At 50.5% G+C, this 22,548-nt stretch carries 16 protein-coding genes; 12 read left to right on the top strand and 4 right to left on the bottom strand.

What is annotated here, in order from left to right; translation table 11 throughout:
* Nucleotides 1-10: 10 nt before the first annotated feature.
* Complete coding sequence (locus DWY57_RS03585) at nt 11-868, bottom strand: AraC family transcriptional regulator (protein ID WP_016272950.1); 858 nt, start codon at nt 866-868, stop codon at nt 11-13.
* A 193-nt stretch (nt 869-1,061) separates the two neighbouring features.
* On the opposite strand from DWY57_RS03585, the gene DWY57_RS03575 reads away from it, so the two are divergent.
* Nucleotides 1,062-1,769 (top strand): TIGR02757 family protein, encoded by a 708-nt coding sequence (locus DWY57_RS03575; RefSeq protein WP_117964156.1) that lies wholly within the window; start codon nt 1,062-1,064, stop codon nt 1,767-1,769.
* A gap of 4 nt (nt 1,770-1,773) precedes the next feature.
* On the opposite strand, the gene ung is transcribed toward DWY57_RS03575, so the two are convergent.
* Nucleotides 1,774-2,436 (bottom strand): uracil-DNA glycosylase, encoded by a 663-nt coding sequence (gene ung / locus DWY57_RS03570; RefSeq protein ID WP_005826944.1) that lies wholly within the window; start codon nt 2,434-2,436, stop codon nt 1,774-1,776.
* A 367-nt stretch (nt 2,437-2,803) separates the two neighbouring features.
* On the opposite strand from ung, the gene DWY57_RS03565 reads away from it, so the two are divergent.
* Both DWY57_RS03565 and DWY57_RS03560 read left to right on the top strand, forming a co-directional pair.
* Nucleotides 2,804-4,039: a site-specific integrase gene (locus DWY57_RS03565; protein ID WP_004291422.1), complete on the top strand. Its 1,236-nt coding sequence runs from the start codon at nt 2,804-2,806 to the stop codon at nt 4,037-4,039.
* Nucleotides 4,040-4,050: 11 nt separating this feature from the next.
* On the top strand, nt 4,051-4,413 hold the full coding sequence (locus tag DWY57_RS03560) for a hypothetical protein (protein WP_004291423.1): 363 nt from the start codon (nt 4,051-4,053) through the stop codon (nt 4,411-4,413).
* A gap of 77 nt (nt 4,414-4,490) precedes the next feature.
* Here the strand turns inward: DWY57_RS03560 and DWY57_RS03555 are convergent, their stop codons facing one another.
* Nucleotides 4,491-4,796, bottom strand: coding sequence for a helix-turn-helix domain-containing protein (locus tag DWY57_RS03555; protein WP_004291424.1), 306 nt, complete (start codon nt 4,794-4,796; stop codon nt 4,491-4,493).
* A 31-nt stretch (nt 4,797-4,827) separates the two neighbouring features.
* Nucleotides 4,828-5,127, bottom strand: coding sequence for a helix-turn-helix domain-containing protein (locus DWY57_RS03550; protein WP_004291426.1), 300 nt, complete (start codon nt 5,125-5,127; stop codon nt 4,828-4,830).
* A 201-nt stretch (nt 5,128-5,328) separates the two neighbouring features.
* Between DWY57_RS03550 and DWY57_RS03540 the strand changes: the two genes are divergently transcribed.
* The 9 genes from DWY57_RS03540 to DWY57_RS03500 all read left to right on the top strand — a co-directional run bounded on the left by DWY57_RS03540 (nt 5,329) and on the right by DWY57_RS03500 (nt 22,422).
* Nucleotides 5,329-5,691, top strand: coding sequence for a helix-turn-helix domain-containing protein (locus DWY57_RS03540; protein ID WP_004304264.1), 363 nt, complete (start codon nt 5,329-5,331; stop codon nt 5,689-5,691).
* 3 nt (nt 5,692-5,694) lie between these two features.
* Entirely contained in the window at nt 5,695-6,045 is a 351-nt protein-coding gene (locus DWY57_RS03535) for a helix-turn-helix domain-containing protein (protein WP_004291454.1), read from the top strand.
* Between the two features lie 20 nt (nt 6,046-6,065).
* The gene (locus DWY57_RS03530; RefSeq protein ID WP_004291455.1) at nt 6,066-7,637 is read left to right on the top strand and encodes a DUF3945 domain-containing protein; all 1,572 of its coding nucleotides are present in this window, start codon (nt 6,066-6,068) and stop codon (nt 7,635-7,637) included.
* A gap of 60 nt (nt 7,638-7,697) precedes the next feature.
* A complete protein-coding gene (topB, locus tag DWY57_RS03525; RefSeq protein WP_004291456.1) occupies nt 7,698-9,785 on the top strand; it encodes a type IA DNA topoisomerase in 2,088 nt (695 codons plus the stop codon).
* Between the two features lie 27 nt (nt 9,786-9,812).
* Nucleotides 9,813-10,400 carry a DUF1896 family protein gene (locus tag DWY57_RS03520; RefSeq protein ID WP_004291461.1) on the top strand — a complete coding sequence of 196 codons (588 nt, stop codon included), beginning with the start codon at nt 9,813-9,815 and terminating at the stop codon, nt 10,398-10,400.
* A complete protein-coding gene (locus DWY57_RS03515) occupies nt 10,390-16,206 on the top strand; it encodes an N-6 DNA methylase (RefSeq protein ID WP_004291462.1) in 5,817 nt (1,938 codons plus the stop codon). The genes DWY57_RS03520 and DWY57_RS03515 overlap by 11 nt, the downstream gene beginning before the upstream one ends.
* Before the next feature lie 657 nt (nt 16,207-16,863).
* Entirely contained in the window at nt 16,864-18,789 is a 1,926-nt protein-coding gene (gene tet(Q), locus DWY57_RS03510; protein WP_004291466.1) for a tetracycline resistance ribosomal protection protein Tet(Q), read from the top strand.
* Entirely contained in the window at nt 18,789-21,107 is a 2,319-nt protein-coding gene (locus DWY57_RS03505; RefSeq protein ID WP_004291467.1) for an ATP-binding protein, read from the top strand. The genes tet(Q) and DWY57_RS03505 overlap by 1 nt, the downstream gene beginning before the upstream one ends.
* A complete protein-coding gene (locus DWY57_RS03500; RefSeq protein WP_004291471.1) occupies nt 21,100-22,422 on the top strand; it encodes a sigma-54 dependent transcriptional regulator in 1,323 nt (440 codons plus the stop codon). Before DWY57_RS03505 ends, DWY57_RS03500 begins: the two co-directional genes overlap by 8 nt.
* Nucleotides 22,423-22,548 lie beyond the last annotated feature (126 nt).

Below are 22,548 nucleotides of genomic sequence, written 5' to 3'. Positions count from 1 at the left end.
AACAGTTTGCCTACTCTACCGGAATATAAATTTCTGTCAACAGTTCCTCCGGTGCCGTATCTGCGGGGTTATTCAGGTAACGTTCCGCACTGGACTCATCCCGTAAGCTACATTCCATTTCGGGGATATACTTCCCGTAGATGGTATCGTATACGGCCTGCAGATGTTCGTATGGACCTTTGTATAGGAATATGGCATAGCGGCCTGCAGCGAGCTGTTTAAATCCTATGTCTCCTTTGGCCGTTGCAAATGAGGGTAGGACCATACATACATCGGTACGCAGCTTTTCAGGGGGTGTCACTTTGGGGTCATCGTGATAGATGCAGTAGGGCATCACTTCTCCCATAGGCAGTTTTTCTTCCTGGATGAACTGGCAAAGGCGCGTCCATGCGCTGCAATAGTCGTTCAGTTTATAGTCGCCAAAGAGGCGGATGTAAATCACATTGCGGGCAGGAACTTCTTTGATTTCGTGTTTCAGTTCCAGTTCCGGACGAATAATGGCTGGTTTCATAATTACAAAGTTTTTATTGTTACGATACTCTAATGGTGAAATGCCGTATAATTGCTTGAATACTTTTGACAGTGACGAGGGCGAAGAGTAGCCTATACGGTAGGCTATGTCCGCTATCGGCATGTCCGAGTAACGAAGCAACCGGGCAGCGGCTTCGGTACGCGTCCGGACAATGAACGTACCGACGGGTTCACCCAGAAAAGCTTTCATGATGCGGTGGAAGTAGAAGGGAGAGAAATGGGAAATCCTGGCCAAAGATTTCAGGTCAATTTCTTCTCCGAGGTGCAGATTTATATAATCCACTACTGCGTTCACACACTTTTGGTATTCCTCCTGGGTTGTCTTTTTCTGCTGCATGGCTCTATTGGGCTTTTTCATGTTGCAAAAATAGGAGGAAAAGAAATAGGTTACTTGTCCGATGTTGCTATAAATGCAATATCTTTAAATAAGATAAGCTATATCCCGGCACAACTTTTTCGTGCAAGCATGAAAGTTTTGCATTCGATTTGCAATATCTTTGCATTTCAGATGAAAAAACAAATGCTTGCAGATGACCGAGGAGATTAAAAGACAACTTTGGGAGTGGGCGGCGGCCTATCATTGCGCCGGCTTCATTCAGAACGATCCCATACAGTTTCCACATCGCTATGAACGGAAGCAGGATATTGAAATCAGTGGGCTGCTGACTGCCATCATGAGTTTCGGCAACCGTAAACAGATATTGAAAAAGGCTGAAGAGTTGCATAGGTTGATGGGGGCATCACCTCATCAATACGTGTTGTCCTGCCGATGGAAGAATGACTTTCCTGCTGCGGACAGAAGCAGTTTTTACCGGATGCTTTCTTATGCTGACTTTCATTCCTATTTCAGACGTTTGCATGCAGCTTATTCTGCTTTTGACAGTCTGGAGGATGCCTTATGTACGTATGCCGGTAATCCGATGGAAAGGTTATGTGCATTTTTGGAAGTCTCGGCGAAGAGTCCTCAAAAGAAACTGAACATGTTTTTGCGCTGGATGATAAGGAAAGGTCCGGAAGTGGATTTTGGTATTTGGGAGAGATTTGATTGCAGGGACCTGATTGTGCCTTTGGACACGCATGTCTGCCGTGTGGCTTATGCTTTGGGACTCACCGAGACAGAAACATTTTCTTTGAAGAATGCCCGCCGGATTACTGAAGCTCTGGCAGAGGCCTTTCCGGACGACCCGTGCCTGGGGGACTTTGCTTTGTTTGGAAGCGGAGTCAGCGGAGTATTGTAGCGCGTTACCAGTCTATTTCTTGTATCCCTCTGCTTCGTAAGAAATCGTTGGCTTTACTGAAGTGCCTGCAACCGAAGAATCCGTATTCGGCAGAACGTGGGGACGGATGGACGGTAGTCAGAATCAAGTGCCTGCTGCTATTAATTAAAGCGGCTTTTTCTTTGGCGTACGCTCCCCAAAGCATGAATACAAGATTCTCCCGTTCATCACTCAGTTTCTTGATAACAGCGTCTGTGAAGATTTCCCATCCCATGTTCCGGTGCGAGCCGGTTTCGTGGGCACGTACTGTGAGGACGGAATTCATAGGAAACACGCCTTGCGCTACCCAACGGTCCAGATTTCCGGAAGTCGGAATGGGCTTTCCCAGGTCCTGATGTATTTCCTTGAATATGTTTGCCAGAGAACCGGGAATGGCTACTCCTTTCGGTACGGAAAAGCAGACTCCATAATACTGACCGGGATTAGGATAAGGGTCTTGTCCGAGTATGACGACTTTCACTTTCTCGAACGGGCAAGAGTTGAAGACGTGGAAAATTTGATGGCCGGGAGGTAGCACGTTGGCATGTCCATACTCACTTTTTACAAATGCTACCAGCTTCTCAAAATAAGGTTTGTCAAACTCCTCTTGCAGGCGTTTTCTCCAGCTTTCTTCTATTTTTACGTTCATAAGAGTCTTGCAGTTACATATGAATGGGAAATGTCGGTGCAAAGTTACTACAAAAAAGTGAAATGCGGAAAGATATAGTGATAGAATTGAGTTACAAGGGTTTTGGTTGAAGTGGCGATAATCCGTGAAGCCATTACAATCCCTGCCGAAGCCAAATCCTGACGCCGCTACGTTACTTGTTCGTAACCATGCCCGAAAATGCGACAAACGGGTACGAATAGCGAAACAAGGCTCTAAGGAATAGTGAGTTATCCATAACTCATGCGAAAAATCAGGTTACGGAAAAAGATTGCGCCGTTCCTCCCCGTTTTGCGTACCAACACCGGACTCTTCACCAACTAATTTTGAAACCCAAAAATTAAGGACAATGAAGAGTACATTTTCAGTAATCTACTACCTCAAGCGTCAGGTAGTGAAAAAGGACGGGACAGTTCCCGTCATGGGACGCATCACGGTGGACGGCAGCCAGACACAGTTCAGCTGCAAACTGACTGTCGATCCGAAACTGTGGGACACCAAAGGTGGACGTGTCACGGGCAGAAGCACGGCGGCACTCGAAACGAACCGTATGCTTGACAAGATGCGGGTACGCATCAACAGGCATTATCAGGAAATCATGGAGCGTGACAACTTCGTCACGGCGGAGAAGGTGAAGAACGCCTTTCTCGGACTGGAACACCGCTACCACACGCTGATGCAGGTGTTCCGCCAGCACAACGAGGACTACGAGAAGCAGGTGGAGGCAGGCATGAAAGCCAAAGGCACGCTGCTGAAGTACCGCACCGTTTACAAGCACATGCAAGAGTTCCTCGACATCCGCTACCATGTGAAGGACATCGCCCTAAAAGAGCTTACCCCGGCTTTCATCTCCGACTTCGAGATGTTCCTGCGCACGGACAAGCACTGCTGCACCAATACCGTGTGGCTGTACGTCTGCCCGTTACGGACGATGGTATTCATCGCCATCAACAACGAGTGGCTGACGCGCGACCCGTTCCGCGAGTATGAAATCAAGAAGGAGGAAACAACACGCAGTTTCCTGACCAAAGATGAGATCCGCCTGCTGATGGAGGGGAAACTGAAAAACGCCAAACAGGAATTGTACCGCGACCTCTACCTGTTCTGCGCCTTCACGGGGCTGTCGTTCGCGGATATGCGCAACCTTACGGAAGAGAATATCCGCACCTACTTCGACGAACACGAGTGGATAAACATCAACCGCCAGAAAACGGGCGTGGTGTCCAACATCCGCCTGCTCGACATCGCCAACCGCATAATCGGCAAATACCGGGGACTGTGCGGGGACGGCAGGATATTTCCCGTTCCGCATTATAACACGTGCCTTGCCGGTATCCGTGCCGTCGCCAAGCGTTGCGGCATCACCAAGCATATCACGTGGCATCAGAGCCGCCACACGGCAGCCACGACGATATTCCTCTCCAACGGTGTTCCCATCGAAACGGTCAGCTCCATGCTCGGACACAAGAGCATAAAGACGACGCAGATTTACGCAAAGATAACCAAAGAGAAGCTCAATCAGGACATGGAGAACCTTGCCGCAAGATTGAACGGCGTCGAGGAATTTGCAGGTTGCACCATCTAAAAAGAAAAGCCATGAAACGTGACACAATCATCATCGAGGACAAGGCAGTCAGCGTAACCGGTAACGACGTGTGGATGACCGCCACCGAAATAGCCGGATTGTTCCATACGACCGTCCCGGCAGTGAACGCCGCCATCAGAGCCGTCCGCAAGTCGGACGTGCTGAACGACTACGAGGTGTGCCGCTACATGCAGCTTGAAAACGGGCTGCACGCGGACGTGTACGCCCTTGAAATCATCATCCCGGTCGCTTTCAGGGTGAATACCTACAACACCCACCTGTTCCGCACATGGCTGGTGGGAAAGGCACTCTCACAAGAGAAACGGCAGACATACGTGATGTTCATACAGAACGGAAAAGCCGGGTATTGCTGATTGCACATACCCCATAAGACAAGTAAACGGGTAGCACCACAAAAGGTGTCACCCGTTTACTTTTTCATGAAACCGCCTCACTCCAGCGGCTTGCGGTAGTTCGCTTCCAGTACCCCGCGCAGCCCCGTTTCCGGGTAAAGCACCTTCCCTCCCAAAAGTATGAAGGGCAACACGCGGTTGTTGCGGTATTCCTGCAAGGTGCGCCGGCTCACACGGAGCAGTTCCGACACCTCGCCGTCCGTCAGGTAACGTTCCCCGTCCAGCGGAGGACGGTAGCTTTCCAGAAATGCGGACAGCCATTTCGAGCCTTTGCGCATATCCTGCACCACAGAGGCTATCGGCTCGTCTTCCATCGTAAAAACATCGTTGTTCTCGTTCATCATAACTTCGGATTCAGTGGGTGAATAAATCAAATCATCTGCCGTGCGGATAGAGCGTGCCGACAAGCGGTATCAGCCGCTTCACCTCCTCTGGCTTGTAATAGAACCTGCGGTTTATCTGCGAGTAGCCGATAAGCCGCCTGTCACGCAGCGTCTGCAACGTGCGCGGGCTTATTCTCAACTGCCCGCAGACCTCCTCGCCCGTGAGCCATCTTTCCATGCGCCCCGTGTCGCTTTTGCGCCTCAGGGCGGCGACCTTCTCCGAGAGTGCGCCGAATGCCGCCACCATCATCTCGAAAGTCTTTTTCTCGATAGATACTATTTCCATATTCATGTCATTTAGAGTTTGCCGCAAAGGTAACGAAACGGCATACAAGACGTATCGTTTTCCGCTGAAAGGCTGCCTGTTGCGCCGTTTGACCGGGTTACGGAGCCATCTTCCGCAAAAATCTTACGTGAGTCACGTAGTGAGTTGTTAAAGCCCCTTTTGTTTATTGCCGAATTTTGTCGCAGAAACAAAAAGAAAGGACTGAACATGAAAGTGATAACAATGGAAAGTTCCGCCTACAAGGAGATGATGGCGCAGATTGCGAACATCGCAGGGTACATCCGCGAGGCAAGGGACGAGAAGAAACGGAAGCGGGAAACCGAAGACAAGCTGCTTGACACGGCACAGGCGGCGAAGATGCTCAACGTGAGCAAGCGCACCATGCAGCGTATGCGCACCGACCACCGTATCGAGTATGTGGTGGTACGCGGAAGCTGCCGCTACCGCCTTTCCGAGATACTGCGGCTATTGGAGGACAACACAGTAAGGAACGAGGAAGGGACAATAGACACCCTGTTCCACAACCACACGCTGCGCACGGGCGGCAAACCAAAAGGAAGGAGGACATAGGTCATGGAACTGCTCACACGAAACAACTTCGAGGGCTGGATGCAGAAGCTGATGGAACGGCTCGACCGTCAGGACGAACTGCTGCTGGCGATGAAGGCTGAGGGGAAACAGCCCACTATCACGGAAAGCATCCGCCTTTTCGACAATCAGGATTTGTGCATGTTGCTCCAGATAAGCAAACGCACCCTCCAACGCTACCGCAGCGTAGGCGCATTGCCCTACAAGACGCTGGGCAAGAAGACCTATTACAGCGAGGAGGACGTGCTGACATTCCTTTCCAACCATATCAAGGACTTCAAAAAGGAAGATATAGCCTTCTACAAGGCTCGTATCCATAATTTCTTTCATAAATAACCCATTAAAACATTTTTCAGATGGCAAAGAAAAAAGACGAAAAGGACGTGCTGGTAGTCCGTGACGAGAAGACAGGCGAGATCAGCGTGGTAGCCGGGCTGAACGCGGACGGCACACCCAAGCGCACCCCCGCAAAAGCGGAGAACGCGCAGAGTTTCCTGCAATTCGACCGACATGGCGACGTGCTGGACAACTTCTTCAAGAACTTCTTCCGGCAGTGCAAGGAACCCAGCCGCTTCGGTTTCTACCGCATTGCGGCAGACCAAGCTGAAAATCTCTTAGAGGTGATGAAGCAACTGCTGAAAGACCCCGAAGCGAACAAGGAGCTGCTCGCCCCTCACAAGGTGGACACCTCCGACTATGAGAAGAAGGTGCAGGAAGAGATGGCAGCACAACAGACAGAGAAACAAGAACCTCAAAAACAGGAGAACATGGAACAACGGAAAGAACAGCAACAGGACAAATCCGAACAGATGCAGGGCAAACGTGGCTACCAGCCCATCGACGAGAGTAAAATCAACTGGCAGGAGCTGGAGGACAGATGGGGCGTAAAGCGGGACAACCTTGAAAAGTCCGGCGACCTTACGAAGATGCTCAACTATGGCAAGTCCGACTTGGTAAAGGTCAAACCGACCTTCGGCGGCGAATCATTCGAGCTGGACGCCCGCCTCTCCTTCAAGAAGGACGGTGAGGGAAACATCAGCCTCGTGCCGCACTTCATCCGCAAGGAGCAGAAGCTGGATGAGTACAAGGAACACAAATTCTCCGACAATGACCGGAAGAACCTCCGCGAAACGGGCAATCTCGGTAGGGTCGTGGACATTGTGGACAGGGAAACGGGCGAGATCATCCCCTCCTACATCAGCATCGACCGCAAGACGAATGAAATCACGGACATTCCGGCAAGCAGGGTGCGCATCCCGGAGCGCATCGGCAAGACGGAAATCACCACGCAGGAGCGGGACATGCTCCGCGCCGGACTGCCCGTACGCGACAAGCTCATCGAGCGCAACGACGGCAGAAAGTTCGTCACCACCCTGCAAGTGAACGTGGAGCAGCGCGGCGTGGAGTTCGTGCCGGGAACCGGCAAGTCGCCCCGTACCGCACAGACACAGGAAACCAAAGGCGACACATCGAAAAGTCAGGCGCAGGGCGGGGAAAATGCCGCACAGACCAAGAAGGAGCAACGCCGCAACACGTGGACGAACGAGGACGGCAGCATCCGCCCCATCAGCAAATGGAGCGGCGTGAGCTTCACCGACCAGCAGAAAGCCGACTATGTGGCGGGTAAAGCCGTGAAGCTGGAGAACGTGACCGACAAGCAGGGCTTCCATGCCACGATGTATATCAAGTTCAACCCGGAGAAGGGACGCCCGTACCGCTACGACACGAACCCTGACAATGCACAGCAGGTTGCTCCGTCCAACGAGAGCCGCACGCAGGTGGCGGTGAACAACGATGGCAAGACCAACGAGGCTACAAAGAATCTGAGAGAGCCGTTGCAGAAAGGTCAGACCAACCCGAAGGACGCCCGCCAGCAACAGCAGCAGGAGAAGCCGCAGAAGAAAACGGGCAAGGGCATGAAAATGTAATCCCGTGTCCGCCACTGAATCCAAAATAAAATCCAAAGTATCAACAAAAAAGAAGAAGACATGAAGACAATCATTGCAGAAAAGCCCTCCGTGGCACGTGAAATCGCCCGCATCGTGGGCGCGACAAAGAGAGAGGAAGGATATTTCGAGGGAGGCGGTTATGCCGTGACATGGGCATTCGGACACCTCGTTCAGCTTGCCATGCCCGACGGCTACGGCGTGCGCGGATTTGTCCGTGACAACCTCCCGATTATTCCCGACACATTCACGCTCGTCCCCCGTCAGGTCAGGACGGAGAAAGGTTACAAGCCCGACAGCGGCGTGGTGTCGCAGATAAAAGTCATCAAAAGACTGTTCGACACAAGCGAACATATCATCGTGGCGACCGATGCCGGACGCGAGGGAGAGCTTATCTTCCGCTACCTCTACCACTATACGGGTTGCACCACTCCTTTCGTGCGCCTGTGGATCAGCTCTCTCACCGACAAAGCTATCCGCGAGGGACTGCGGAAACTCGAAGACGGCAGCAAATACGACAACCTCTACCTCGCCGCCAAAGCGCGGAGCGAATCCGACTGGCTCGTGGGCATCAACGGCACACAGGCGTTATCCATCGCCGCCGGACACGGCACGTATTCCGTGGGGCGGGTGCAGACACCAACGTTGGCTATGGTATGTGAACGCTACTGGGAGAACCGCCGCTTTACGTCCGAAGCATTCTGGCAGCTCCATATCGCAACGGACGGTTGCGACGGCGAAGTCGTGAAATTCTCATCCTCCGAGAAATGGAAAGAGAAAGAACCGGCGATGGAACTATATAATAAGGTAAAGGCGGCAGGTTGCGCCACTGTCACGAAAGCCGAGCGCAAGGAGAAGACGGAGGAAACTCCCTTGCTCTACGACCTGACCACGCTCCAGAAAGAAGCCAACGCCAAGCACGGCTTCACGGCGGAACAGACGCTTGAAATCGCGCAGAAACTCTACGAAAAGAAGTTGATAACCTATCCGAGAACGGGAAGCCGCTACATCCCCGAAGACGTGTTTGCCGAAATTCCCAAACTGCTCGCTTTCATCGGCACACAGCCCGAATGGAAAGACAAGGTGCGGGCAAAAGCCGCCCCGACACGCCGCAGCGTGGACGACGGCAAGGTGACAGACCACCATGCCCTGCTCGTCACGGGTGAGAAACCGCTCTTCCTCTCCAAAGAGGACAATACCATCTATCAGATGATTGCCGGGCGCATGGTCGAGGCATTCTCTGAGAAATGCGTCAAGGATGTGACCACTGTCACGGCGGAATGTGCCGGAGTGGAGTTTACCGTAAAAGGCAGCGTCGTGAAGCAAACCGGATGGCGTGCCGTCTATGGCGAGGAAAAAGAGGAAATTACCATCCCCGGCTGGCAGGAAGGCGACACGCTGACACCGAAAGGCTCGTCCATTACCGAAGGAAAGACCAAACCCAAGCCGCTGCATACCGAAGCCACCCTGCTCTCGGCAATGGAAACGGCGGGCAAGGAAATTGAGGACGACGCACTGCGGCAGGCGATGAAGGACTGTGGCATCGGTACTCCCGCCACACGCGCCTCCATCATCGAAACGCTTTTCAAGCGCGGTTACATGGAACGCTGCAAGAAGTCGCTTGTTCCCACCGAAAAAGGACTTGCCCTCAATTCCGTCGTCAAGACGATGCGCATCGCCGATGTTGCCATGACGGGCGAATGGGAAAAGGAGCTGGCGCGTATCGAGCGCGGGGAACTGTCCGACGACACCTTCCGCAAGGAGATAGAGGCGTACACACGTGAGATAACCTCCGAACTGATCTCGTGCGACAAGCTCTTCGGCAGCCGTGACTCCGGCTGCGCGTGTCCCAAGTGTGGCACGGGCAGGATGCGGTTCTACGGCAAGGTGGTACGCTGCGACAACACGGAGTGCGGACTGCCCGTGTTCCGGCTGAAAGCGGGACGCACCCTGTCCGACGATGAAATCAAAGACCTGCTCACCGAAGGGCATACCAAGCTGCTCAAAGGGTTCAAGAGCAAACAGGGCAAGAGTTTCGATGCTGTTGTCGCCTTTGACGGGGAATATAACACGACTTTTGTGTTCCCGGAGGCTAAAAAGGACAAGAAATTTTCAGGACGGAAGAAATAGTATTAACTTTGCCACTTGTTCAGAGTAATGAATTGTTCTTCGATACCGGATTACACTCATACTTTGGATTTAGTGGTGGCACTCGGAGGGATACCGAGTGCCTTTTTCTTCCTTTTTCCAACCGATTATCCCGTTAATTATCAATCCGCTAAATCCAAAGTAATGAACAACAAGAAGAAAAACGAGGGTCAGACCGACTTTTCCTATTACGGTCTGTACCTGCTGGACTATCTCCGCACGAACAAGTTTGAACAGGCTGACGACACCGCTTTCATACGGGAACGGGCCGACCGTGCCGCCGAAACGTATGAGAGGGCACGGCTTGAAGGCTATCCCGCCGATGGTGCGCAGGAACTGGCGATGGACACGCTGCTGCGCGGGCTGCATTATTCCCGTTACGCCATCCTCCGCGAAGTCGTGGAAAACGAGTTTGCCGATGAAGTGCCGGAAGAGAAGCGTGAAGCCTTTGTCCTGAAACTGCTGCCGCTTGTCGGCAACGTGTTCTCCGTCTATGACCTCTCGGATGACAATTTCGCCCTGTCTTCCGATTACGACCTGCTCTACACGGAGCTGACGGGAGCAACCGTCCTTTACTTAGACGAATATGGCGTTTAACCGCAAACAGAAACTGCGGGACAACATCGAGGCGATACGGACGGCATTCATCCTTGACAGGGAAAATAGGACAGCGACAACCGAAGAGCGTGCCATACTTCAAAGGTACTGCGGTTTCGGCGGTCTGAAATGTATCCTCAACCCTGCAAAGGAACTGACGGATGCCGTCCGGTGGGCGAAATCCGACCTCGAACTGTTCGCCCCGACGGTGGAGCTGCACAGGCTTATCCGTGAGAACAGCAAGGACGAAACAGAGTACAAGCGGTTTGTGGATTCGCTGAAAGCGTCCGTGCTGACCGCTTTCTACACCCCCAAAGAGATAACCGACACCATCGCGGACGTGCTGGCAGATTACAGCGTCCGCCCCGCCCGTATGCTCGAACCGTCGGCAGGTGTCGGCGTGTTCGTGGATTCCATGCTGCGGCACAGCCCCAATGCGGATGTGATGGCTTTCGAGAAGGATCTGCTCACGGGTACAATCTTGAGGCATCTCTATCCCGACCAGAAAATGCGCACCTGCGGTTTTGAGAAAATCGAAAGACCGTTCAACAATTATTTCGACTTGGCGGTGTCCAACATTCCGTTCGGTGACATTGCCGTGTTCGACGCGGAGTTTCAGCGGAGCGACTCTTTCGGCAGACGCTCCGCCCAGAAAACCATCCACAACTATTTCTTTCTCAAAGGACTGGATGCCGTGCGTGACGGCGGTATCGTGGCGTTCATCACCTCGCAAGGGGTATTGAATAGCACCAAGACCTCCGTGCGTAACGAGCTGTTCAGTCAGGCCAATCTGGTATCCGCGATACGCCTGCCCAACAACCTGTTCACGGACAACGCGGGCACGGAGGTGGGCAGTGACCTGATTGTCCTGCAAAAGAACCTCAGCAAGAAGGAAATGTCGCAGGACGAGCGGCTGATGACCGTGATACAGACGGACACGAAAACCGCCCTGACCGACAACGCCTATTTCATCCACCACCCGGAACGCATCGTGCATACGATGGCGAAACTTGACACAGACCCCTACGGGAAGCCCGCTATGGTTTATCTGCACGAGGGCAAGGCAGCAGGCATCGCCGGGGATTTGCGCCGTATGCTCGACGAGGATTTCCATTACAGGCTTGCCATGCGCTTGTATTCGGGTTCAATCCGGCAGGCAGGAACGGAAGAAAAAGTTGCCGTTCAAAATAAAGTAGAGCGTCCTGCCATAAAATTGGAAACAGTATCCTCGGCGCAGACGGTGGAAACTCCGACAGAAAAGCCGCAACCCGCAGATGAAAAGCCGGAGATAGAACCGCGCCCGCAATATTCCGCAGGCGTGCAGCTCACCCTGCTTGACCTCTGGGGGATGACGGAAGAGGTCAGCCAACCGAAAACCTCCAAAAAGAAAAAGACGGTGAAAAAGGCAGTTACGGCAAAGTCCACTCCGCCCAAACCGAAAGTCACGGTTACACCGACAGCTCCAACTGCAAAACCCGCAATGGAGAATAAGGAGGTGAAAGCGGAGAACACCGCCAAGCCTGCCGACCCGGACGACATCTATGCCACACTGGACTGGGATACCAATCCTCCCATCAACGGTTTCTATGAAATGATGATGGGTTTGACGCCGGAGCGTAGGAAAGAACTTCGGGAACTGGCAAGGCAGCATAACGAGAAACAAGTGGCGGAAAAGACGGAAGTGAAAGCCGTGCCGGAAACTTCCCGTGAGCAGCCACGACAGGAGGAAACACAGCCGGAGGCAGTCGCCGCACCTGCCGTTACAGATACCCCATCGGAAGCGGTGGGGACTTTCCTTTTCCCCGACATCGAAGCGGAAAAGCCGAAGGAGGAAGTCGTGGACCTTTCTCCGCGTGCCTACCACCGCACGCCGGAGATGCACCTGCGCGAAGGGTCGCTGGTGGCTGACCGGGGGCGTCATAACATCGGCTACCTGAAAGACATCACGCCATACGGGGCGACATTCCAGCCGCTCGACCTGAAAGGATACCAGAAGGAAAAGGCGTTGTTGTATGTGTCGCTGCGTGACGCCTACGAGCGTCTGTACCGTTATGAATCGCTCCGGCGCGAGGCAAATGTTCCGTGGCGAGAGCATCTGAATACCTGTTACGATGAGTTTGTCATGCGCTACGGCAACCTCAACGCCAAGCAGAACGTGAAGTTAGTGATGATGGATGCGGGCGGGCGCGACATCCTTTCGCTGGAACGGATGGAAAACGGAAAGTTCGTCAAGGCGGACATCTTCGAGCATCCTGTTTCCTTCGCGGTGGAGAGCCATGCCAACGTAGGCTCTCCCGAAGAAGCCCTGTCTGCGTCGCTCAACAAATATGGTACGGTCAATCTCGACTATATGCGGGAGATAACCGACAGCACGGCGGAGGATTTGCTCACTGCCCTGCAAGGGCGCATCTACTACAATCCGCTCGTGACCGGTTACGAAATCAAAGACCGTTTCATCGCCGGAAATGTCATAGAGAAAGCGGAACGCATAGAGGCATGGATGGGTGACAATCCCGAAAATGAGCGTATGCCGGAGGTGAAGCAGGCGTTGGAGGCTCTGAAAGATGCCGAGCCGCAGCGCATCGCCTTCGAGGATCTGGACTTCAATTTCGGGGAACGCTGGATTCCGACGGGTGTCTATGCCGCCTACATGAGCCGGCTGTTCGACACGGAGGTGAAAATCGCCTATTCCGCAAGCATGGACGAGTTTTCGGTGGTGTGCGGCTACCGCACCATGAAAATCACGGACGAGTTTCTGGTGAAGGGGTATTACCGGAACTATGACGGTATGCACCTCCTAAAACACGCCCTGCACAACACCTGCCCTGACATGATGAAGTCCATCGGCAAGGACGAGCATGGCAACGACATCAAGATGCGCGACAGCGAGGGAATACAACTCGCCAACGCCAAGATTGACGAGATACGAAACGGCTTCTCCGAATGGCTCGAAGAGCAGTCGCCGCAGTTCAAGGAGCGGCTTGTGACGATGTATAACCGCAAGTTCAACTGTTTCGTGCGCCCGCGCTACGACGGCTCCCATCAGACCTTTCCCGACCTCAACCTGAAAGGGCTGGCAAGCCGGGGTATCAAGAGCGTCTATCCCTCACAGATGGATTGCGTCTGGATGTTGAAACAGAACGGCGGCGGAATTTGCGACCACGAGGTGGGAACCGGTAAGACGCTGATAATGTGCATCGCCGCGCATGAGATGAAGCGTCTGAATTTGGCACACAAGCCGATGATTATCGGGCTGAAAGCCAACGTTGCGGAGATTGCAGCCACCTATCAGGCGGCATATCCCAACGCACGTATTCTGTACGCTTCGGAGAAGGACTTTTCGACCGCCAACCGTGTGCGCTTCTTCAATAATATAAAGAACAACGACTACGATTGCGTCATCATGTCGCACGACCAGTTCGGCAAGATACCGCAGTCGCCGGAATTGCAGCAGCGCATCCTGCAAGCAGAGCTTGACACGGTGGAGGAAAACCTCGAAGTGCTACGGCAGCAGGGAAAGAACGTGTCGCGGGCGATGCTGAAAGGATTGGAGAAGCGCAAGCACAACCTTGAAGCGAAGCTGGAGAAGGTGGAACACGCCATAAAGTCACGCACGGACGACGTGGTGGATTTCAAGCAGATGGGCATCGACCACATCTTCATAGATGAGAGCCACCAGTTCAAGAATCTGACTTTCAACACGCGCCACGACCGTGTGGCGGGATTGGGAAACAGCGAGGGAAGCCAGAAGGCACTTAACATGCTCTTTGCCATACGCACCATACAGGAGCGCACAGGAAAAGACTTGGGTGCGACCTTCCTCTCCGGCACGACTATCAGCAACTCACTGACTGAATTGTACCTGCTGTTCAAGTACCTGCGCCCGAAGGAGCTGGAACGGCAGGACATAAGGTGTTTCGACGCTTGGGCGGCGATATTTGCCAAGAAGACGACGGATTTTGAATTTAACGTGACGAACAATGTGGTCCAGAAGGAGCGTTTCCGCTACTTCATCAAAGTGCCGGAGCTTGCCGCCTTCTATAATGAAATCACGGACTACCGCACGGCGGAGGATGTGGGCGTTGACCGTCCTGCCAAGAACGAGATACTGCACCATATACCGCCCACGCCGGAACAGGAGGACTTCATACAGAAACTGATGCAGTTCGCCAAGACGGGCGATGCCACCTTGTTGGGCAGGCTGCCGCTTTCGGAAACGGAAGAAAAGGCGAAGATGCTCATCGCCACGGACTATGCCCGGAAAATGGCACTCGACATGCGCATGATAGACCCGAATTACGAAGATCATCCCGACAACAAAGCGAGTCACTGTGCCAAGATGATCGCGGAGTATTATCAAAAATACGACGCCCAGAAAGGCACGCAGTTCGTTTTCTCTGATTTGGGGACATACCAGCCGGGCGACGGGTGGAACGTCTATTCGGAAATCAAGCGCAAACTGACGGAGGACTACGGTATACCGCCAAGCGAGGTGCGCTTCATTCAGGAGTGCAAGACCGACAAGGCGCGGAAGGCGGTGATAGACGCCATGAACGCCGGGACGGTGCGTGTGCTGTTCGGCTCTACCTCTATGCTCGGAACGGGTGTGAACGCCCAGAAACGGTGTGTGGCTATCCATCATCTCGATACGCCGTGGCGACCGTCCGACTTGCAACAGCGTGACGGACGCGGAGTTAGGGCAGGTAATGAGATTGCCAAACATTTCGCCGGGAACAACGTGGATGTAATCATCTACGCGGTGGAGAAGTCACTGGACAGCTACAAGTTCAACCTCCTGCACTGCAAGCAGACTTTCATAAGCCAGCTCAAAAGCGGTGCGATGGGTGCGCGTACCATCGACGAGGGGGCAATGGACGAAAAATCGGGCATGAATTTCTCGGAATACATGGCGTTGCTCTCCGGCAATACCGACCTGTTGGACAAGGCGAAACTGGAAAAGCGGATCGCATCGCTCGAAGGGGAACGCAAGTCGTTCAACAAGGGCAAGCGTGATTCGGAGTTCAAGCTGGAGTCAAAGACCGGCGAGTTGCGCAACAACACGGCTTTCATAGATGCCATGACGGAGGACTGGAACCGCTTCCTGTCGGTGGTGCAGACCGACAAGGAGGGCAACCGCCTTAATATAATAAAGGTGGACGGAGTGGATTCCGCCGATGAGAAGGTCATCGGAAAGCGTTTGCAGGAGATAGCCAAGAATGCCACGACCGGAGGGTTGTACACGCAGGTCGGTGAACTTTACGGTTTTCCGATAAAGGTGGTGAGCGAAAGGATACTCAAAGAGGGATTGGAGTTCACCGACAACCGCTTCGTGGTCGAGGGGAACTACAAGTACACCTACAACAACGGGCATCTGGCGATGGCTGACCCGTTGGCCGCCGCCCGCAACTTCCTCAACGCGATGGAGAGGATACCCTCCATCATCGACCAGTACAAGGCGAAGAACGAGGTGCTGGAGATGGAGATACCGCAGTTACAGGAGATAGCGGGTAAGGTGTGGAAGAAGGAGGACGAGCTGAAGCAGTTGAAGTCCGAACTTGCCGCCCTTGACCGAAAAATTCAGCTGGAGCTTGCGCCACCCACGCCCGAAGTCGCAGAAAAGGAGAATGAAGGGCAACAGCTCAAGCCGGAAGCGGAAGATGTGAGGAACAGGCAGGCGCAATATCCCGAAAATGCACCGCCGCAGATACGCAGTCCGGCGGATAGTATCGTTGCCAACCATGTCATAATCGGGCGTCCGGGACTGTATGCCAAGGAGGAAACCCGGTCCAAAGGATTGAAAATATAACCTAAGGAATTTTATCTGAAGTATTAATAAGGGCTATCCCAAAAGGTCTAAAAGTAAATTTTATCCTTTCTGCAAGTATCTATAGGATGGCAACTGCATTTTTTTCTTTTTGGGCAGCCCTTATTAAAATTTATTCTTATTTTAGGTTATATACATTCATGTCCATTTATGTAAAAAATTCCTGCTGACCTTGTTTATGTCTTGTCAGTCACCATTTGCAAAACCATATTTGACCCTCAAAGAGGCTGAATTTGATAAGTAACTTGCTACATACTCATAATAAGGAGCTAAATAGAACACGAATGGGAAATACACAAATGCTAAACTAAAGAAGATATTGGCCAAAATAAACGCTATACCGAGAGAGAAACTTGATTTTTCAACTTCCTAAAACGGTGTTGTTCAAACATTTCTACTTATTTGTACTTGCCAGTTGAACCTACGCTTCCCTAATAAAATGTCTATGGTAAAAAGTTAAAAAATCCTCCCACTTTTGTTAGATATATTTTTTTGTGTAATTTTGTAATCGTTATGCGGCAGTAATAATATACATATTAATACGAGTTAGTAATCCTGTAGTTCTCATATGCTACGAGGAGGTATTAAAAGGTGCGTTTCGACAATGCATCTACTGTAGTATATTATTGCTTAATCCAAATGAATATTATAAATTTAGGAATTCTTGCTCACATTGATGCAGGAAAAACTTCCGTAACCGAGAATCTGCTGTTTGCCAGTGGAGCAACGGAAAAGTGCGGCCGTGTGGATAATGGTGACACCATAACGGACTCTATGGATATAGAGAAACGTAGAGGAATTACTGTCCGGGCTTCTACGACATCTATTATCTGGAATGGAGTGAAATGCAATATCATTGACACTCCGGGACACATGGATTTTATTGCGGAAGTGGAGCGGACATTCAAAATGCTTGATGGAGCAGTCCTCATCTTATCCGCAAAGGAAGGCATACAAGCGCAGACAAAGTTGCTGTTCAGTACTTTACAAAAGCTGCAAATCCCGACAATTATATTTATCAATAAGATTGACCGTGCCGGTGTGAATTTGGAGCGTTTGTATATGGATATAAAAACAAATCTGTCGCAAGATGTCCTGTTTATGCAAACTGTTGTCGATGGATCGGTTTATCCGGTTTGCTCCCAAACATATATAAAGGAAGAATACAAAGAATTTGTATGCAACCATGACGACGATATATTAGAACGATATTTGGCGGATAGCGAAATTTCACCGGCTGATTATTGGAATACGATAATCGCTCTTGTGGCAAAAGCCAAAGTCTATCCGGTGCTACATGGATCAGCAATGTTCAATATCGGTATCAATGAGTTGTTGGACGCCATTTCTTCTTTTATACTTCCTCCGGCATCAGTCTCAAACAGACTTTCAGCTTATCTCTATAAGATAGAGCATGACCCCAAAGGGCATAAAAGAAGTTTTCTTAAAATAATTGACGGAAGTCTGAGACTTCGAGACGTTGTAAGAATCAACGATTCGGAAAAATTCATCAAGATTAAAAATCTAAAGACTATTTATCAGGGCAGAGAGATAAATGTTGATGAAGTGGGTGCCAATGATATCGCGATTGTAGAAGATATAGAAGATTTTCGAATCGGAGATTATTTAGGTGCTAAACCTTGTTTGATTCAAGGATTATCTCATCAGCATCCCGCTCTCAAATCCTCCGTCCGGCCAAATAAGCCCGAAGAGAGAAGCAAGGTGATATCCGCTCTGAATACATTGTGGATTGAAGACCCGTCTTTGTCCTTTTCCATAAACTCATATAGTGATGAATTGGAAATCTCGTTATATGGTTTGACCCAAAAGGAAATCATACAGACATTGCTGGAAGAACGATTTTCCGTAAAGGTCCATTTTGATGAGATCAAGACTATCTACAAAGAACGACCTATAAAAAAGGTCAATAAGATTATTCAGATCGAAGTACCACCCAACCCTTACTGGGCCACAATAGGGCTGACTCTTGAACCCTTACCGTTAGGGGCAGGGTTGCAAATCGAAAGTGACATCTCCTATGGTTATCTGAACCATTCTTTTCAAAATGCCGTTTTTGAAGGGATTCGTATGTCTTGCCAATCTGGTTTACATGGATGGGAAGTGACAGATCTGAAAGTAACTTTTACTCAAGCCGAGTATTATAGCCCGGTAAGTACACCTGCTGATTTCAGACAGCTGACCCCTTATGTCTTCAGGCTGGCTTTGCAACAGTCAGGTGTGGACATTCTCGAACCGATGCTCTGTTTTGAGTTGCAGATACCCCAAGTAGCGAGTTCCAAAGCTATTACAGATTTGCAAAAACTGATGTCTGAGATTGAAGACATCAGTTGTAATAATGAGTGGTGTCATATTAAAGGGAAAGTTCCATTAAATACAAGTAAAGACTATGCCTCAGAAGTAAGTTCGTACACTAAGGGCTTAGGCATTTTTATGGTTAAGCCATGTGGGTATCAAATAACAAAAGACGGTTATTCTGATAATATCCGCATGAACGAAAAAGATAAACTTTTATTCATGTTCCAAAAATCAATGTCATTAAAATAATGGAGCGGTCAGGAAATTTCTATAAGGCAATACGGTTGGGATATATACTTATCTCCATTCTTATCGGATGTATGGCATATAATAGCCTCTATGAATGGCAGGAGATAGAAGCATTAGAACTTGGCAATAAAAAAATAGACGAGCTCCGAAAAGAAATAAACAATATCAATATTCAAATGATAAAATTTTCTCTATTGGGTGAAACAATACTGGAATGGAACGATAAAGATATCGAGCATTACCATGCACGGCGTATGGCAATGGACAGTATGCTCTGCCGTTTCAAGGCCACCTATCCAGCAGAGCGCATCGATAGTGTGCGCAGTCTTTTAGAGGATAAGGAACGACAGATGTTCCAGATAGTCCGGTTAATGGATGAACAACAATCTATTAACAAGAAGATAGCCAATCAAATTCCGGTTATTGTACAGAAAAGTGTGCAGGAACAGTCCAAAAAGCCAAAACGAAAAGGTTTCTTAGGCATATTCGGCAAAAAAAAGGAAGTAACTCCAGCAGTATCAACCACTATCCTTCATTCGGTCAATAGAAACGTAATCAGCGAACAGAAAGTGCAGGATCGCCAATTGTCGGAACAAGCCGACAGCCTTGCAGCTCGTAATGCAGAACTTAACAGACAACTGCAAGAATTGATTTGCCAAATAGAAGAAAAGGTACAAACCGAACTGCAAAGCCGGGAAAACGAAATAGTTGCCATGCGTGAAAAGTCATTTATGCAAGTAGGCGGTTTAATGGGATTCGTTCTTCTATTGTTGTTAATTTCCTACATCATCATACATCGTGATGCAAAAAGCATTAAACAATACAAGCACAAGACAACTGATTTGATAAGGCAACTGGAACAATCCGTACAACGGAACGAGGCACTGATAACGTCAAGGAAGAAGGCGGTACATACTATCACCCATGAACTGCGCACACCGCTGACAGCAATAACAGGCTATGCCGGACTGATACGGAAAGAACAGTGTGAGGATAAGTCCGGGCAGTATATCCAAAACATACTGCAATCCTCCGACCGTATGCGGGATATGCTTAACACTTTGCTTGACTTCTTCCGCCTGGACAACGGCAAGGAACAGCCCCGTCTGTCACCCTGCCGGATTTCAGCAATCACGCACACACTTGAAACGGAGTTCATGCCTGTTGCCGTGAACAAAGGGCTGTCCTTGTCCGTGAAGACTGGACACGATGCCATTGTATTGACCGACAAAGAGCGAATAATACAAATCGGGAATAACCTGCTGTCAAACGCTGTCAAGTTCACAGAAGAAGGCGGTGTTTCTTTGATTACTGAATATGATAATGGAGTTCTGACACTGGTCGTTGAAGATACAGGTACAGGCATGACAGAAGAGGAACAGAAACAAGCGTTCGGTGCGTTTGAACGTCTATCAAATGCCGCCGCAAAGGAGGGTTTCGGGCTTGGGCTTGCCATAATGCGTAATATTGTGTCGATGCTTGGCGGAACAATCCGTTTAGACAGCAAGAAAGGGAAAGGCAGTCGTTTCACAGTTGAAATTTCTATGCAGGAAGCTGAAGAACAGCTTGGATATACAAGCAATACACCTGTTTATCATAACAATAAATTCCATGATGTTGTCGCCATTGACAATGATGAGGTATTACTTCTGATGCTGAAAGAGATGTATTCCCAAGAAGGAATACACTGCGACACTTGCACCGATGCTGCGGCACTGATGGAAATGATACGCCAGAAAGAATACAGCCTGTTGCTGACAGACTTGAATATGCCCGATATAAACGGTTTCGAATTGCTGGAACTGTTGCGTTCGTCCAACGTGGGCAATTCACCAACAATCCCGGTGGTTGTGGCAACCGCTTCGGGCAGTTGTAACAAAGGGGAACTATTGGCAAAAGGCTTTGCCGGATGCCTGTTCAAACCGTTCTCCATATCGGAACTGATGGAGGTTTCCGACAGGTGTGCCATAAAAGCGACACCGGACGGGAAACCGGACTTTTCCGCCTTATTGTCCTATGGCAATGAAGCCGTCATGCTGGAAAAGTTGATAACTGAAACAGAAAAGGAAATGCAGGCGGTACGGGATGCAGCAAAAGAAAAAGACCTGCAAAAGCTGGATTCCCTGATCCACCACCTGCGCAGTTCGTGGGAGGTGCTCCGTGCCGACCAACCGCTGAATGTACTTTACGGATTGCTTCGTGGCGATGCTCTCCCGGATGGTGAAGCGTTAAGCCATGCCGTGACTGCCGTGCTGGATAAGGGAGTGGAAATAATACGGTTGGCAGAAGAGGAAAGGAGAAAATACGAAGATGAATAAGACAAAAATAATTGTGGTGGAAGACAACATCGTGTATTGCGAATATGTCTGCAATATGCTGTCACGGGAGGGCTACCGCAATATGAAGGCTTACCACCTCTCAACCGCGAAGAAACATCTGCAACAGGCAACAGATAATGATATCGTGGTTGCCGACCTGCGTCTGCCTGACGGCAGTGGCATAGACCTTTTGTGCTGGATGCGAAAGGAGGGAAAGATGCAGCCCTTCATCATTATGACCGACTACGCCGAAGTTAATACCGCCGTGGAAAGCATGAAACTCGGCTCGATAGACTATATTCCCAAACAGCTTGTGGAGGATAAACTTGTCCCCCTGATCCGTTCCATACTGAAAGAACGTCAGGCAGGACAACGCCGTATGCCTATATTCGCCCGTGAAGGTTCCGCCTTTCAGAAAATCATGCACCGCATAAGGCTGGTAGCCGCCACCGATATGAGCGTGATGATATTTGGTGAGAACGGCACGGGCAAGGAGCATATTGCCCACCTGTTGCATGACAAGAGCAAACGTGCAGGCAAGCCATTTGTGGCGGTGGACTGCGGTTCACTCTCCAAAGAGCTTGCACCGTCGGCTTTCTTCGGACACGTCAAAGGTGCATTTACAGGTGCGGACAATGCCAAGAAAGGATATTTCCATGAGGCGGAAGGCGGCACGTTGTTTCTGGACGAGGTAGGAAACCTCGCGTTGGAAACCCAACAGATGTTGCTCCGTGCCATACAGGAGAGGCGGTATCGCCCGGTCGGAGACAAGGCAGACCGGAATTTCAATGTCCGCATCATCGCTGCTACCAATGAAGATTTGGAGGTATCGGTGAATGAAAAGCGTTTTCGGCAGGATCTTCTGTACCGCCTGCACGACTTCGGGATAACCGTTCCTCCGTTGCGTGACTGTCAAGAAGACATTATGCCGCTGGCAGAGTTCTTCCGTGATATGGCAAACAGAGAGCTGGAGTGTAGCGTGAGCGGGTTCAGTTCCGAAGCACGTAAAGCGTTGCTGACACACGCATGGCCGGGCAACGTGCGGGAACTTCGGCAGAAAGTTATGGGTGCTGTATTGCAGGCGCAGGAAGGTGTTGTCATGAAAGAGCATCTGGAACTTGCCGTGACGAAACCGACCTCTACTGTCAGCTTCGCCTTGCGCAATGACGCGGAGGATAAGGAGCGGATATTGCGTGCGTTGAAACAGGCAAACGGCAACCGGAGTGTCGCCGCAGAACTGCTCGGCATAGGCAGGACAACACTATACAGCAAACTTGAAGAGTATGGACTTAAATATAAATTCAAGCAATCATAGCCCGTAATTCACTGAATTTGGCTATCTTTGCATAACATTTGAGAAAAACGGCGATTGGCAGGAGCTTTTCGCCGCCAACATATAGGATAAGACCGCAAGGCGTTTCAAGCGAAAATCTGGTAAATT

Source organism: Bacteroides sp. AF25-5LB (assembly GCF_003602965.1).
GTDB lineage: Bacteria > Bacteroidota > Bacteroidia > Bacteroidales > Bacteroidaceae > Bacteroides > Bacteroides uniformis.
This window is presented reverse-complemented; position numbering and strand designations above follow the sequence as displayed.

Bases quoted from the DNA above. Each gene is read 5' to 3' on its own strand.
- DWY57_RS03565 (WP_004291422.1), top strand. From the start codon at position 2,804: ATGAAGAGTACATTTTCAGTAATCTACTACCTCAAGCGTCAGGTAGTG.
- DWY57_RS03500 (WP_004291471.1), top strand. From the start codon at position 21,100: ATGAATAAGACAAAAATAATTGTGGTGGAAGACAACATCGTGTATTGC.
- DWY57_RS03515 (WP_004291462.1), top strand. From the start codon at position 10,390: ATGGCGTTTAACCGCAAACAGAAACTGCGGGACAACATCGAGGCGATA.
- DWY57_RS03520 (WP_004291461.1), top strand. From the start codon at position 9,813: ATGAATTGTTCTTCGATACCGGATTACACTCATACTTTGGATTTAGTG.
- DWY57_RS03550 (WP_004291426.1), bottom strand. From the start codon at position 5,127: ATGAATATGGAAATAGTATCTATCGAGAAAAAGACTTTCGAGATGATG.
- DWY57_RS03555 (WP_004291424.1), bottom strand. From the start codon at position 4,796: ATGATGAACGAGAACAACGATGTTTTTACGATGGAAGACGAGCCGATA.
- DWY57_RS03505 (WP_004291467.1), top strand. From the start codon at position 18,789: ATGGAGCGGTCAGGAAATTTCTATAAGGCAATACGGTTGGGATATATA.
- DWY57_RS03535 (WP_004291454.1), top strand. From the start codon at position 5,695: ATGGAACTGCTCACACGAAACAACTTCGAGGGCTGGATGCAGAAGCTG.
- topB (WP_004291456.1), top strand. From the start codon at position 7,698: ATGAAGACAATCATTGCAGAAAAGCCCTCCGTGGCACGTGAAATCGCC.
- DWY57_RS03560 (WP_004291423.1), top strand. From the start codon at position 4,051: ATGAAACGTGACACAATCATCATCGAGGACAAGGCAGTCAGCGTAACC.
- DWY57_RS03585 (WP_016272950.1), bottom strand. From the start codon at position 868: ATGCAGCAGAAAAAGACAACCCAGGAGGAATACCAAAAGTGTGTGAAC.
- DWY57_RS03575 (WP_117964156.1), top strand. From the start codon at position 1,062: ATGACCGAGGAGATTAAAAGACAACTTTGGGAGTGGGCGGCGGCCTAT.
- ung (WP_005826944.1), bottom strand. From the start codon at position 2,436: ATGAACGTAAAAATAGAAGAAAGCTGGAGAAAACGCCTGCAAGAGGAG.
- DWY57_RS03540 (WP_004304264.1), top strand. From the start codon at position 5,329: ATGAAAGTGATAACAATGGAAAGTTCCGCCTACAAGGAGATGATGGCG.
- DWY57_RS03530 (WP_004291455.1), top strand. From the start codon at position 6,066: ATGGCAAAGAAAAAAGACGAAAAGGACGTGCTGGTAGTCCGTGACGAG.